Annotated in this window: 14 protein-coding genes and 1 tRNA gene; 13 read left to right on the forward strand and 2 right to left on the reverse strand. The window is 40.5% G+C overall.

Annotated features, from left to right (window positions below):
- Positions 1–2: 2 nt before the first annotated feature.
- Positions 3–1,298: a homocysteine synthase gene (locus tag MHI46_RS04545; protein WP_095408047.1), complete on the reverse strand. Its 1,296-nt coding sequence runs from the start codon at positions 1,296–1,298 to the stop codon at positions 3–5.
- Between the two features lie 265 nt (positions 1,299–1,563).
- On the opposite strand from MHI46_RS04545, the gene MHI46_RS04550 reads away from it, so the two are divergent.
- The 12 genes from MHI46_RS04550 (at position 1,564) to MHI46_RS04605 (ending at position 10,820) form a co-directional block, all read left to right on the forward strand.
- Positions 1,564–1,719 carry an FbpB family small basic protein gene (locus MHI46_RS04550; RefSeq protein WP_039177358.1) on the forward strand — a complete coding sequence of 52 codons (156 nt, stop codon included), beginning with the start codon at positions 1,564–1,566 and terminating at the stop codon, positions 1,717–1,719.
- A gap of 165 nt (positions 1,720–1,884) precedes the next feature.
- Positions 1,885–2,652: an ABC transporter ATP-binding protein gene (locus MHI46_RS04555; protein WP_260775564.1), complete on the forward strand. Its 768-nt coding sequence runs from the start codon at positions 1,885–1,887 to the stop codon at positions 2,650–2,652.
- Between the two features lie 14 nt (positions 2,653–2,666).
- Positions 2,667–3,659 carry an aliphatic sulfonate ABC transporter substrate-binding protein gene (locus MHI46_RS04560; protein ID WP_342503138.1) on the forward strand — a complete coding sequence of 331 codons (993 nt, stop codon included), beginning with the start codon at positions 2,667–2,669 and terminating at the stop codon, positions 3,657–3,659.
- Entirely contained in the window at positions 3,656–4,495 is an 840-nt protein-coding gene (locus MHI46_RS04565; protein ID WP_251181183.1) for an ABC transporter permease, read from the forward strand. The genes MHI46_RS04560 and MHI46_RS04565 overlap by 4 nt, the downstream gene beginning before the upstream one ends.
- Before the next feature lie 17 nt (positions 4,496–4,512).
- On the forward strand, positions 4,513–5,655 hold the full coding sequence (gene ssuD, locus MHI46_RS04570; RefSeq protein ID WP_260775569.1) for an FMNH2-dependent alkanesulfonate monooxygenase: 1,143 nt from the start codon (positions 4,513–4,515) through the stop codon (positions 5,653–5,655).
- A 541-nt stretch (positions 5,656–6,196) separates the two neighbouring features.
- On the forward strand, positions 6,197–6,409 hold the full coding sequence (locus MHI46_RS04575) for a hypothetical protein (protein ID WP_012009371.1): 213 nt from the start codon (positions 6,197–6,199) through the stop codon (positions 6,407–6,409).
- 115 nt (positions 6,410–6,524) lie between these two features.
- Positions 6,525–7,271, forward strand: a complete 747-nt coding sequence (locus tag MHI46_RS04580) for an ABC transporter ATP-binding protein (RefSeq protein ID WP_058838756.1) — start codon at positions 6,525–6,527, stop codon at positions 7,269–7,271.
- The gene (locus tag MHI46_RS04585) at positions 7,249–8,715 is read left to right on the forward strand and encodes a hypothetical protein (RefSeq protein WP_260775573.1); all 1,467 of its coding nucleotides are present in this window, start codon (positions 7,249–7,251) and stop codon (positions 8,713–8,715) included. The genes MHI46_RS04580 and MHI46_RS04585 overlap by 23 nt, the downstream gene beginning before the upstream one ends.
- Positions 8,699–9,604 carry a PqqD family protein gene (locus tag MHI46_RS04590; protein WP_260775575.1) on the forward strand — a complete coding sequence of 302 codons (906 nt, stop codon included), beginning with the start codon at positions 8,699–8,701 and terminating at the stop codon, positions 9,602–9,604. Before MHI46_RS04585 ends, MHI46_RS04590 begins: the two co-directional genes overlap by 17 nt.
- Entirely contained in the window at positions 9,601–9,882 is a 282-nt protein-coding gene (locus tag MHI46_RS04595) for a hypothetical protein (RefSeq protein ID WP_039177382.1), read from the forward strand. The genes MHI46_RS04590 and MHI46_RS04595 overlap by 4 nt, the downstream gene beginning before the upstream one ends.
- Before the next feature lie 80 nt (positions 9,883–9,962).
- Entirely contained in the window at positions 9,963–10,619 is a 657-nt protein-coding gene (locus MHI46_RS04600) for a hypothetical protein (protein WP_251181181.1), read from the forward strand.
- A 127-nt stretch (positions 10,620–10,746) separates the two neighbouring features.
- Positions 10,747–10,820, forward strand: a tRNA-Gly gene (locus MHI46_RS04605).
- A 98-nt stretch (positions 10,821–10,918) separates the two neighbouring features.
- Here MHI46_RS04605 and MHI46_RS04610 read toward each other — a convergent pair.
- Positions 10,919–11,515, reverse strand: coding sequence for a hypothetical protein (locus MHI46_RS04610; RefSeq protein ID WP_260775584.1), 597 nt, complete (start codon positions 11,513–11,515; stop codon positions 10,919–10,921).
- Positions 11,516–11,598: 83 nt separating this feature from the next.
- On the opposite strand from MHI46_RS04610, the gene queG reads away from it, so the two are divergent.
- Positions 11,599–12,747, forward strand: a complete 1,149-nt coding sequence (queG, locus tag MHI46_RS04615) for a tRNA epoxyqueuosine(34) reductase QueG (protein ID WP_260776074.1) — start codon at positions 11,599–11,601, stop codon at positions 12,745–12,747.
- The last annotated feature ends 3 nt before the right edge of the window (positions 12,748–12,750 follow it).

A 12,750-nucleotide genomic window follows, 5' to 3' on the forward strand; every position in this document is an offset into this window, starting at 1 on the left:
TGTCATTCAGACTGACTTTTTGTAATCGCCTGTTCAAGATCTGCAAGAATATCTTCAATCGCTTCTGTTCCAACGGATAAACGAATGAGCTCTGGTGTGACACCTGTCGCTTTTTGTTCTGCCTCGCTTAATTGTTGATGCGTTGTGCTGGCAGGATGAATGATGAGAGATTTAGAATCACCCACGTTTGCGAGATGGGAGAAAAGTTTCACAGAATCAATGAGCTTTTTACCTGCTTCGCGTCCACCTTTGATACCGAATGTGAGGATTGCGCCTTGTCCTTTTGGTAAATAGGTTTGAGCAAGTTCATAGGATTCGTGACTTTCAAGGCCCGGATAGCTTACCCAATCGACAAGAGGATGATCCTGTAAGAACTGTGCTGTTTTCAACGCATTTTCACTATGCCGCTCAAGACGAAGGTGTAATGTTTCTAAGCCTTGCAGAAGTAAAAATGAGTTGAATGGCGACAGAGCTGCCCCTAAATCACGTAAGAGCTGTACTCGTGCTTTTGTGATATAAGCCGCTTCTCCAATCGCTTCTGTATATGTCAGACCGTGATAACTTGGATCTGGTTCAGTCAGCCCTTTGAACTTATCGCTGTCAGCCCAAGGGAATCGGCCGCTATCAACGATGACACCGCCAATTGATGTACCATGACCGCCAATAAATTTTGTCGCTGAATGGACGACAATGTCTGCACCGAACTCAATAGGTCTTAATAAATAAGGGCTGGCGAGCGTATTGTCCACAATAAGCGGGATATGATGCTTGTGTGCAATGGCTGAGATGGCTTCAATATGTAAAATGTCGCCTTTTGGATTCCCAATGCTCTCTGCATACACTGCCTTTGTTTTGTCTGTGATCGCTGCTTCAAGTTCTTCAAGGTTGGATGAGTCGACGAATTTTACTGTAATTCCGAGTTTTTTGAGTGTATGGGCAAATAAATTGTAGGTGCCTCCATAAAGACTGCTTGAGGATACGATTTCATCCCCGGCTCCTGCAATGTTTAAAATAGAATAAGTCGTCGCTGCTTGCCCAGAAGAAACAGCAAGTGCACCAATCCCACCTTCAAGCTCTGCGATACGCTTTTCAAATACGTCATTTGTCGGGTTCATAATACGTGAATAAATATTTCCCGGTTCCTGAAGACCGAATAAATTCGCGGCATGCTCACTATCTCTAAAACCAAAGGAGCTTGTTTGGTAAATAGGCACGGCTCTTGAATAGGTCGCTGAATCAAGCTCCTGACCTGCGTGAATGGCTTTTGTTTCTAAACGAAATGGACGTTCTTCTGACATGTGTGTATCCTCCTTTTGTTAGATAAAACCAACTGTTTTGATAAGAAATATTTAATAAGACTATAAATCTTGTTCACTGCTCGGTCAATCATTTTTTAGATAAATCTGAAAAAACAATAAATATAGTTGACAGGTAGGAATAGTATGTATTAACATGAGCATACTGAAAACGCGAACAAGAATGGCTGATCGGACAACCGAAGGCTCTATCACTCAAGCATGAGTGAAGAGCCTTTTTTTATTTGAATGAGAAAGGATGATGAAGATGGAAAAAAAGAAAAAACGAAAAAAATACAGAAAACATATGGATATCACACTAGACATCTTAATTGAGCGGAACAAATATGAGATTTACAGCAGCAAGGAACGAATAGAAGCGATTTACGATCGGATTGATGAAAAGCATACAAGGACAAAATAACTATTTTATAAATTTGAGTTGATTTATGGGATTAATATGATTTAGGATGGTGCTAACAAATCAATATGATTAGCTGATCGGACAACACGAAGGCTCTTATCTCTTTTTTGGGGATAAGGGCCTTTCTGTGTATTTATCTGATGGCAAGAGGAGTGGAGGGTTTCAATGACGATTTCAATTGATATTGCGGATAAATCCTTTTGGAAAGACAAACAGTCCATTCGGGTTCTTGAAGACTTGAAATTGAGCATGATTCCAGGTGAATTTGTAACAGTGATAGGTCCGAGTGGATGCGGAAAAAGTACATTGCTAAAAATCATAGGCGGGCTCGACACATCGTATGATGGACAAATTTTGATAGGAGAGAGACGGGTCACAAAACCAGGAATGAAACAGGGCTTTATCTTTCAGGAACACCGCCTGTTTCCATGGCTGTCAGTCGAAGAAAACATAGCGGCCAATTTCAATTTAAAACAACAGGATGTACGCCGCAAAGTGGATGAATTGATTGAAATTGTTCGATTAAAAGGATTTGAACATGCCTATCCACATGAGCTTTCAGGAGGAATGTCGCAACGGGTTGCCATTGCGAGAGCACTCCTTCGTGATCCGGAGATCTTATTGCTTGATGAACCATTTGGTGCGCTGGATGCATTCACACGAAAACACTTGCAGGATGTGCTGCTGGATATTTGGCAGGAGAAAAAAACAACGATGATGCTCGTTACTCATGATATTGATGAATCGATTTATTTAGGAAATGAAATTGTGCTCTTACAAGCGAGACCTGGCCGAATCCATAAAATTCTTCCTGTGAATCTGCCTTTTCCGCGTGATAGAACATCAACCTCTTTTCAACATTTAAGACAAAAGGTGCTTTCAGAATTTGAGAAAACAGATGAATTGTTACTAACTGATGGATCAGGGATTTAGGGAGGGGAAATCACATGAAAAAGATACAAATGATCGTGATTTTTTTGAGTCTTCTTCTTGTTTTAGCAGGGTGTGGTCAAGCAGCAGACGGCTCGGAAAACAAGGTGAAAGAAATTCGGATTGGGATTCAGCAAAGTTTGAGCCCGCTGCTTTTAGCAAAGGAAAAAGGGTGGTTTGAACAATCATTTGAAAAAGAAGGAGTGAAGGTAAAGTGGGTGGAGTTTCAAAGTGGTCCTCCCCAATTTGAAGGACTTGCTGCAAATCAATTAGATTTCTCGCAAGTTGGAAACTCACCTGTCATAGCAGGTCAGGCAGCAGGTATTAATTTTAAGGAAATTGGTTTATCTCAGGATGGGCTGAAAGCGAACGGTATTTTAGTGAATAAGAACAGTAAGATTCAAAAAGTAGAAGACTTAAAAGGGAAAAAAATCGCTGTCGCTAAAGGGAGCAGTGGCTTTGACTTTTTATACAAAGTATTAGATCAGGCAGGTTTATCTGCGAAGGATGTTCAGATCATTCAGCTTCAGCCAGATGAAGCGATATCAGCATTTGAAAATGGGTCCGTTGATGCTTGGTCGATCTGGGAGCCGTTCTTATCACTTGAAACGATCAAGAAAGGAGCAAAGCTGCTGGTGAATGGGGAAGCGACTGATTTATATTCTCCAGGTTTCACACTTGTTCGCACTCAGTTTGCTGATCAGCATCCTGAACTAGTGGTGAAATCTTTAAAGGTATATGACCATGCGGTGAAGTGGCAGAAATCACATCCAGAAGAGGCTGTTACTCTATATGCGCGTTTAAAAAATTTAGATAAGAAGATCGTCACACAAGTATTAAACAATACGGAACCACTCAATAAGCCCATTTCGAAGAAGATCATCAATGCTCAGCAGCATACCGCTGATTTTCAATATAAAACAAAGGCGATCCAGCGGAAAATTGATGTCAATCAGGTTGTAGATAATTCGTTTATTGAAAAAATGCTGAAAGAGGAGATGGATGAATGAAAGCTATTTCGAACCCGGCTTTAGCATCTAAAATTGAGCGGTCAAAGAGAAAAAGGAGAAAAAGGAGAAAAGCTTCTTCTTTATATAAGTTAAAGGGACTGGTATTACCTGTTCTACTTATTGCGGTTTGGCAGATTATAGCTGGTTCTCAAATTGTTTCTTCCACTGTATTGCCTTCGCCCGTTTTGATTGCTGAATCCTTTCGAGAGTTGATACGTTCTGGTGAGCTGTTTGGCCATCTTTACATCAGTCTTTATCGAGCAATATGTGGATTTTTACTTGGGGGAGGCTTAGGTCTTATGCTGGGCGTATGCGTAGGGTTTTCTAAAAAAACAGAGCAGTATGTAGATCCGACCTTGCAAATGCTGAGAACCGTTCCTCATTTAGCGGTCACCCCTTTATTCATCCTCTGGTTTGGCTTTGATGAAACGGCGAAAATTTTATTGATTGCACTTGGGGCTTTTTTTCCGATTTATATTAATACTTTTCTTGGTATTCGCAGTGTAGATAATAAGCTGTTTGATGTGGCTCGCGCCTTAGAGTTTAATCTGTATCAAAGCATCACAAAGCTGATTTTACCGGCTGCTCTTCCGCATATTCTTCTGGGCGTGAGGCTGTCATTAGGAATTGCTTGGCTAGGTTTAGTGGTAGCTGAGTTAATGGGTTCAAGCAGCGGCGTCGGCTATATGATTATGGATGCAAGGCAATTCTCTCAAACGGATAAAGTGTTTGTCGGAATTATCATCTTTGCAGTAGTAGGTAAGCTGACAGATTCATTTGTACGTCTGTTAGAAAAGCGTCTGCTCAAGTGGCGCACTAGTTATCAAGGTGAATAATAACAGGGGGCGATGTCATGAATATTTTATGGTTTATTCCAACACATGGAGACGGCCGTTATTTAGGTTCAGCAAAAGGGGCAAGACAGGCAGACTATCCATATTTTAAACAGATTGCTCAAGCAGCTGATCAGCTTGGTTATACAGGGGTCTTGCTGCCGACTGGGAGATCATGTGAAGATCCATGGCTGACGGCAGCTGCTTTAGCTGCTGAAACCACTCATTTAAAGTTTCTCGTGGCTCTTAGACCAGGGCTTATGCAGCCGTCTGTTGCTGCTAGAATGACGTCTACATTAGATCGTCTTTCAGGTGGAAGGCTGCTGATTAATGTGGTAGCAGGGGGAAGTAAAGAGGAGCTTGAAGGAGATGGGTTATTTATTTCTCATGATGAACGCTATGAGGCAACAGAAGAATTTTTGACGATTTGGAAGCGGTTATTGAAAGGAGAAAATGTACAATTTCATGGCAAACATCTACAAGCGGAAAATGGCCGGCTGCTATTCCCGCCAGCTCAAACCCCCCATCCACCAGTCTTTTTTGGCGGATCATCATCAGCAGGAATTCAAGCGGCCGCCAAGCATACAGATGTCTATTTAACTTGGGGCGAACCGCCTGCACAAGTAAAAGAGAAAATTGAACAAGTGAAGAAACAGGCTGAAAAGGAAGGAAGAACGGTGAAGTTTGGCATTCGTCTTCATGTGATCGTGCGAGATATCGAAGAGGAGGCATGGCAGGCAGCGGAACATCTGATTCGTCATTTAGATCAGAAAACAATTGAGGAGGCGCAAAAAGTTTTACAGGGGATGGACTCAGTAGGTCAAAGACGGATGGTGGAATTGCATCAAGGGAGGAAAGACAAACTTGAAATTAGCCCAAATCTTTGGGCAGGCATTGGCTTAGTACGCGGCGGTGCAGGAACAGCACTCGTCGGAGATCCGCAAACAGTAGCAGATCGTATCATAGAATACAAGTCTCTAGGCATTGATACATTTATATTTTCTGGCTACCCGCACCTAGAAGAAGCTTATTATTTAGCAGAGCTTGTTTTCCCGCTCCTTCCATTTAAGAGGTCGGGGGATACAGGACTCTCTGTGCCAGCTGGTGAAATCATTGGGAACAATCATTTTCCAGATGCAGCCTCTGCTGCTAGTTCCTCATAAATATGAAAAAGCAAAGCAGTCTGCGATGGCTGCTTTGCCTTTTTTCATAGAATAGGAGCGAGTCATATGTTGTGTACTGCTGAACAAGGTAAGGGCTTTTTTCCCAATCGATTTTCTTGTATATACATATTTTCAGAGTCAAGAGAAGAAGGAAAATATACTCACTCTTTTATCGGAATGATCAGTAAATATTTCATAATTGATGTTATTGCGACATATAATCAGGACTTTTATATCTGATATATCGGGGGAATTCTTTCTATCTCACAAAAAAGAAAGAATAAAAATGATAGATGATAAATATGGACTATTTGAAAAAGAGAAGAAAAAAGATGGTGCAAATGACATTAAATGGGTTTTGTGGTTCTTAAGAGGTGTTAAAATCTAGTAAATAAGAGAGGGTTTAAACAGATGAAAGTGAATAATTGAATAAAAAGTCACATTTTAATCAAATGTATGTTCGGTCAAAAATGGGATGTTCTGTAGATGTTTGGCGTGTGACGCCTATGATACGATCATCATAAGCTGGGAGGTGAAAAGTATGACTTATGCAGCGCCGCAAGTTGACTATTCCACTATGGAACCTGCTATTATGGACCAAGCTTGGTTCTTAGTATTTGTTGCTGTCCTTCTTGGATTGGGAGCAACAGTCGTTCTAGGAGCAGCAGTTTGGTGTATCGCAAACGGCAAGGGTAGCTTTACAGGAGCCGTTCAGTGGGAAAGTGGCTTAAAAGTCCAAATTGAATGTAAGTAGCTATACTTAGGATTCATCTTTTTACTTCTTAGATAAGACACCAGGGCTAAACCGTCTGTGGCGGGCGGTTTAGCCTGATCTGTTTTTAAAGAATATGCAGACACTTGGAGGTTATATGTTTACGATCGAGAATTTAACCAAGACGTATAAAAATAACGTGACTGCTGTCAATGATTTTCATTTAAAGATCAACCCTCATCAAATCGTTGCTGTTGCTGGACCGAATGGTTCGGGTAAAACAACGATGATTAACTGTATACTTGGCATCATTAAGCATACAGAAGGAAAAATTCATTTGCAGGGCGTCACTAATGATGAACCATCCTTTAAAAAACAAGTAGCCTATGTTCCAGATGACCTGCTGCTCCCTGAAGCATTGACTGGTGCTGAATATTTAGAGTTTGTTTCTTCTATGTATGAATGTAAAACAATTCACAGAAGAAATCAACTAATTGAACTGTTTGATATGGACTCGGCTTTATCAAGACCGATCGAAACCTATTCACATGGGATGAAAAAAAAGACACAGCTGATTGCTGCCTTTATGCTTGATAGTCAATTGGTGATCATGGATGAGCCCTTTAGAGGACTTGATATTGAAGCGGTTATAAACACAAAGAAACTGATGAAGCGGTATGCCGAGCATCATGGTGCGATCTTGCTTTCAACGCATGATATGCTTTCAGCGGAAGAACTGTGCCAGAAAATCGCCATTATTTCTAAGGGAAATAAAATGGATGAAGGGACAGTCTCAGCCTTAAAGGAGAAGTATCAATCAAGCACACTGGAACAGGTGTTTCTGAAAGCTTCAATGTTAAGTGATAGGGGTGCACATTTTGATGAAATCATTAATCATTTCTAAAATGATGCTTAAAATGTGGCAGCAGGAAATGTATAAGCTATTTGATACTCAAACGAAGCGGATCATTGTGGTCTTATTCTTTTTGTTTGCTGTCACAATGGGAGCCATTATCGGATACAGCTTTACAGGTGTCTTTATGAAGGCTTTTTTAAATGGAGATGAACGTTCCCTTGGATTACTCGTTGTCTCAATGGCAATCAATACCTCTATTTTTACAAGCTTGTTATTCGTTTTGATCAAGGTCAGAACACCTGAACAAGACCGGTTTTCTATGCAGCTCAGCTGGTTTCCGCTCTCTACCTTTCAGAAAAGTTTTGGATACTTCATTCCGATGGTGACAGTGGTGACAGGACTTGTTTTATTTTTTATTGGTATTCTGCTTTTACCTAATTTTATTGCCCAGGGAATAGGTGTTTTCTTTATCTTTACTTTCTTTTTGATGGTGCTTTTGCAGTCGCTCTTTGTCTTAATGCTCCTGCAGTTTATTTACAATATCACTTATTTACTCGTTTTGAAATTAAAATTACCGTTGCAAAAATTTGCAGCGATATTTGTTTTATTGGCACTCGTTGTTGCGTATGGATTGACGCATTTTGATATTAGCCAAATTCAGCAATCATATCTACAGTTTGATTATCATTTGATGTATTTTACAGCACCGTTTTTCTTAGCGGCACAAGGAATGTCTCCTGAAGGGGTGAATTATGCCATCTTGATTCTGTTCATCCTTTTATCGGCAGGCGGCGCATTTCTTTCTCTTGCGATGATGCCGATTATGGCAGAGAAAAAAGCGTTAACCTTTTTACACAAGCTGCCATTCTCTTCTTCAAAAAAGTGGTCACTTATTGTGAAGGAAATGAAGTCACAGGTACGGAATGAAGAAAACATTTTAAACTTTCTTATTCTTCTCATTGTGATCTTATTCGTTCGTTATCAATTTGGATTCCGCTTTGAACAAGAAGCGTTTTTTGTTCTATGTGCTCTTGCTGGATTAACAGCCTTCAATTCGTTTGGCAATGATAAACGAATGCTGGGGATGTATAAAACATTTGGCCTGAGATCATGGGAAGTGGCTTTGTATAAGTTTATCGGCCTTCTGCTTGTTGGTGTACTGCAAATTGTTTTATTCATGCTGACAACGCTGACGCTTCCTGATCAAATTTGGCACGCGTTGATTGGTGCCGCTGTCTTATGCAATGCCACTGCGCTCTTTTATGTAGTAGGTATTTTACTTCCTCTTGATCGAAACAATCCCTACACAGGCATATTTTCATTTGGAGCGCTTATTTTACTCATGATTCCGATTGTTTTTATTGGAAACTATGTCATAGGGGCATCGAGTCAAACGCTTCAATGGCTGCTTGTCGCTGCATTTGAGGGTCTGCTCATCTTTGCCATATACAAAGGTTTTTCATGGAGGTATTCACATGATTCAACTTCTTAACAATAAACTAAAGATTGAGCGGGTACCGGAACTAGCTCCGTATGTGACCTTACAAAAGAGGCATCTTACGGATACGCAGTATGGAAGCACACTCCCGATCAATGAAAGTGCCTATCATATGTTAACGAAAGTGGACGGTAAAAGGACAGAAGCGAGTATTACAGCAGAGCTCGCCGATTTATTTCAGGTCGATGAGTCGGTGATTGCTCGTGACTTTTATCAGCTGATGACGGGATTGAATCAGCATCACTTGCTGTCCATTCATTATCATTCACCGTATCGGATTGTGACAGCCTGCTGTCAATTTTTCAAGCAGTATCAAGTCAAAATGAAGGAACGATTTGATTGTACTGGTCACTCGTTCCTTCACATTTTTGGAACGGCTTTGCTCATGGTGACGCGTAAAATCATCTTTTTCTGGATGCTTTTCATGGTCATGGCAGGGCTCGCTTTTTTATTCATTCCTGATCCATCGATTGCAGCCATTGCCATTTATTTTACGATTATTTATTTCGGGTTAATTACCGGAACTGCCTTACATGAGGCGGCACATGGCTATGCGCATCGAAAATTTGCAGGGCGAGATGGTCCTCAAGGCTTTTTTGCGAGTGATATGATGTCAGTGAAGTTTGTAAGACCCGTATTAGATCCGTTTCAGAAAAAGCAGGTGTGGATCACGCTGCTTGGACCGCTCGTTCCCGGTGTGATTGGCGCAGCAGGCATCATAGTGACCATTTTATTTCTAAAAGAAAATCCGGTTTCGACAGGCTTTTTCATTTTTTCAATCTCGTATTTTATTCAATTACTCTATCTTCTTCCGTTTATGGGGGATGGTAAATCCATTATGAAGCAGCTATTGCTTGGTGGAATAGGAGGACAACGATCATGAACGTACAGGCCATGAAACAAGGCGCAATAGTTGGTGGTTTTTTAGGGTTCTTAGGCTTTCCGATGCTGACAATCGGCGTACTGTTCTATCATTTATTTCAATCAAAAACGAATGATGCTTTATTATTTAACAGTCTCGCTTTTGAGATGGAAGGCTCGTCCGCATTTACTTTTCAGATCAAGCCAAACTTTTTTATTTATATGATTGTGATATTTGCTGCGAGTTTTCTCATTGTGGCATGCCTATCAGCAATAAAGCAGAAAAGAGCGAAAGATTAGGAGAATTCTCCTAATCTTTTTTTGTATGACAAACCAAATTTTAGTATAATAAGAAATAAAAAACATCAAAGGGGATCACAATGTTTAAAAAATGGAGCATTCTTTTATTCGCAGTTTTTCTATTAGCAGGATGTGGCGAGAAGGCTGCAGAAACGACGACAACCGAAAAGACGGTTTCGACAATAAAAACAGAGCCTGCCACTAAAAACCAAGTATCCATCGAACAAATGAAACTCTCAAAAAAAGAAAAAAACTTACTAGAAGCAGCAACGACTAATGAAAAGGTGGCTCTGACACTGAAAGGATTAACGAAGAAGAACAAGAGTATTACGTTTATCGGGAGCCATTACAAAAATGGCCGATTAGTGAATAAGGAAGCATCATCTGCTACCTTTACTTTACACCAGAATGGAACCGACCAAACGGTGAATGTACTTCTTCAATTACATCATGAGAAAGATACATATGAATCACAATTTAGTATTTGGTCAGATAAAAAGAATGATGGGATGACGAAAGCGACATCAAACTTTCCGTTCAAAGTAAGTGACTATGTATTTTCTGCACAACCTGAAACTGTCAAAGTTGCTTCTGGAGAAAAGGCTCTGATTGCGTATACAGCGGCGATGGGGAAAGACGGGGGTTCAACTATATTTGAAGAGATTGAGAAGAATCCAAAGCAAGCGCTGAAAAATAAGTCACATGCATACTTATTTTATATCCAGCTAGATAAATAACTATCGTAATATATACGGAGAATATGAATTTTTTTGACGAAAAATCTTCATATTCTCTTGACGAATTGTTAAGAAAGTTGTAACATAATAAAAGTCAACGCGATGACGTTGCTTTTGAAAAATTGATGCGGGTGTAGTTTAGTGGTAAAACCTCAGCCTTCCAAGCTGATGTCGTGAGTTCGATTCTCATCACCCGCTCCAATACATAATTTTGTTTATAACGCAGTATTTCGTTTCATAGATAAACGAAGTGTTGCGTTTTTTATTATGTCAGTATAATGTGAAAAAGCACTGTCAGGCTACAGTGCTTTTTCAATGAGTTCATATTTGCTTTCTCCGCCATGTATTTGTACAAACATCTTCGTCAAGGATTGAATAAGAGCTTCACTCTTTTCCCGGGAAATAGATGGAGGGAAAAGGATGATTTGAAGAATGTTCTTTGTGTCTGGAGAAATATGTGCTGTACTTGCTTGAGAAAATAATCCATTCAGTCCTGCGCCGTCCTGCCATTCGATGTGACCAGCCTCATGTTTTGTCAGTGAAAGCGGTCCTTTGATGCGATCGGCATCTAATGTCAGGATGGGTAAGAAATATTTTAGTGAGAAAAATATCGACAAATCCTGTACGGAATTGGTCGAGTCAATAAATTGTTCCTTTTGGATATCAGAAAGAAGTGGAAGGAAAGGAACATCTTTTAAAAGATTCGTCCATTCTTTGATGGCTGGTACTTCTTCTAATACTTTATCTTCATATTCAAAAAATAAAGATTCTTGAAACAGGCGTAAGCGGCCTTTTAACATTTGGGGTGATGTACCAACTTCAATATGCGAATATTCAATCTGTCCAACATGGATAGACGGGTTTTGAGGATGAGAAATTTCCATATGTATCTTCACAGTGACTCACTCCAATCGGTCATGATACACTCGTATTATACTCAAAACAACAGAAGAAACAAAGAAAGGAGGTTTGCAAGGTGATTCATGTTGGAGAATTAAAAGAAGAATTGATTCAATATGCGAAAGAAATTGGTGTCGATAAAATTCGATTTGCAAGTGCCGATACATTTGATTCATTAAAGGACCGTCTCATCTTACATGAATCGTTAGGGTATTTGTCAGGCTTTGAAGAGCCTGATATTGAAAAACGGACAAACCCTTCTTTGCTGCTTCCGAAGGCCAAATCAATTGTTGCGATAGCGCTCGCGTATCCTTCCAAAATGAAAGATGCTCCTCGAAGTACAAAAGATGCGAGACGGGGGATCTTTTGCCGAGCTTCATGGGGAACAGATTATCATGTCGTGCTGAAAAAAAAGCTTGATATGCTCGAAGAATTTTTGCGGAGCAAACATGTTGATATACGGACAAAATCAATGGTGGACACAGGAGAATTGTCTGATCGTGCTGTAGCAGAACGTGCTGGCATTGGTTTTAGTGCAAAGAACTGTATGATTATCACGCCAGAGTTTGGATCCTATGTGTATTTGGCTGAAATGATCACAAATGTCCCGTTTGAACCGGATGAGAAAATTGAAGACCAGTGCGGAACATGCAATAAATGTGTGGATTCGTGTCCAACAGGTGCGCTTGTGAATCCTGGACAGCTGAATTCTCAGCGGTGCATTTCATTTTTAACGCAGACAAAAGGGTTTTTACCTGACGAATTTCGTTCGAAAATAGGAAATCGATTGTACGGGTGTGATACGTGTCAAACTGTCTGCCCGATCAATAAAGGAAAAGATTTTCATCTGCATCCTGAAATGGAACCGGATCCTGAAATTGCAAAGCCGCTGTTAAAGCCGCTTCTGACGATCAGCAATCGTGAGTTTAAGGAAAAATACGGTCATGTTTCAGGTTCATGGCGGGGGAAAAAGCCCATTCAGCGGAATGCAATTTTGGCACTCACTCATTTTAAAGATACATCTGCCTTACCAGTGTTAATTGAGCTGATGCACAAGGACCCAAGACCGGTCATTCGGGGAACAGCTGCTTGGGCAATTGGGAAAATTGGCGATGATCAGCAGCTCCCAGAGCTGGAAAAGGCTCTTGAGCGGGAAAGTGATGAAGAAGCGAAAGAGGAGATTGTGAAAGGGATTGAGCTCCTGCAGACACCTTTAAATACTAAATAGCAT

The organism is Bacillus sp. FSL K6-1000 (assembly GCF_038630785.1).
Lineage (GTDB): Bacteria > Bacillota > Bacilli > Bacillales > Bacillaceae > Bacillus > Bacillus safensis.

Excerpts from the sequence above, each read along its gene's own strand:
- ssuD (WP_260775569.1), top strand. The coding sequence starts at position 4,513 with ATGAATATTTTATGGTTTATTCCAACACATGGAGACGGCCGTTATTTA.
- MHI46_RS04595 (WP_039177382.1), top strand. The coding sequence starts at position 9,601 with ATGAACGTACAGGCCATGAAACAAGGCGCAATAGTTGGTGGTTTTTTA.
- MHI46_RS04560 (WP_342503138.1), top strand. The coding sequence starts at position 2,667 with ATGAAAAAGATACAAATGATCGTGATTTTTTTGAGTCTTCTTCTTGTT.
- MHI46_RS04580 (WP_058838756.1), top strand. The coding sequence starts at position 6,525 with ATGTTTACGATCGAGAATTTAACCAAGACGTATAAAAATAACGTGACT.
- MHI46_RS04545 (WP_095408047.1), bottom strand. The coding sequence starts at position 1,298 with ATGTCAGAAGAACGTCCATTTCGTTTAGAAACAAAAGCCATTCACGCA.
- MHI46_RS04585 (WP_260775573.1), top strand. The coding sequence starts at position 7,249 with ATGAAATCATTAATCATTTCTAAAATGATGCTTAAAATGTGGCAGCAG.
- MHI46_RS04600 (WP_251181181.1), top strand. The coding sequence starts at position 9,963 with ATGTTTAAAAAATGGAGCATTCTTTTATTCGCAGTTTTTCTATTAGCA.
- MHI46_RS04555 (WP_260775564.1), top strand. The coding sequence starts at position 1,885 with ATGACGATTTCAATTGATATTGCGGATAAATCCTTTTGGAAAGACAAA.
- MHI46_RS04590 (WP_260775575.1), top strand. The coding sequence starts at position 8,699 with ATGATTCAACTTCTTAACAATAAACTAAAGATTGAGCGGGTACCGGAA.
- MHI46_RS04550 (WP_039177358.1), top strand. The coding sequence starts at position 1,564 with ATGGAAAAAAAGAAAAAACGAAAAAAATACAGAAAACATATGGATATC.
- MHI46_RS04565 (WP_251181183.1), top strand. The coding sequence starts at position 3,656 with ATGAAAGCTATTTCGAACCCGGCTTTAGCATCTAAAATTGAGCGGTCA.
- MHI46_RS04575 (WP_012009371.1), top strand. The coding sequence starts at position 6,197 with ATGACTTATGCAGCGCCGCAAGTTGACTATTCCACTATGGAACCTGCT.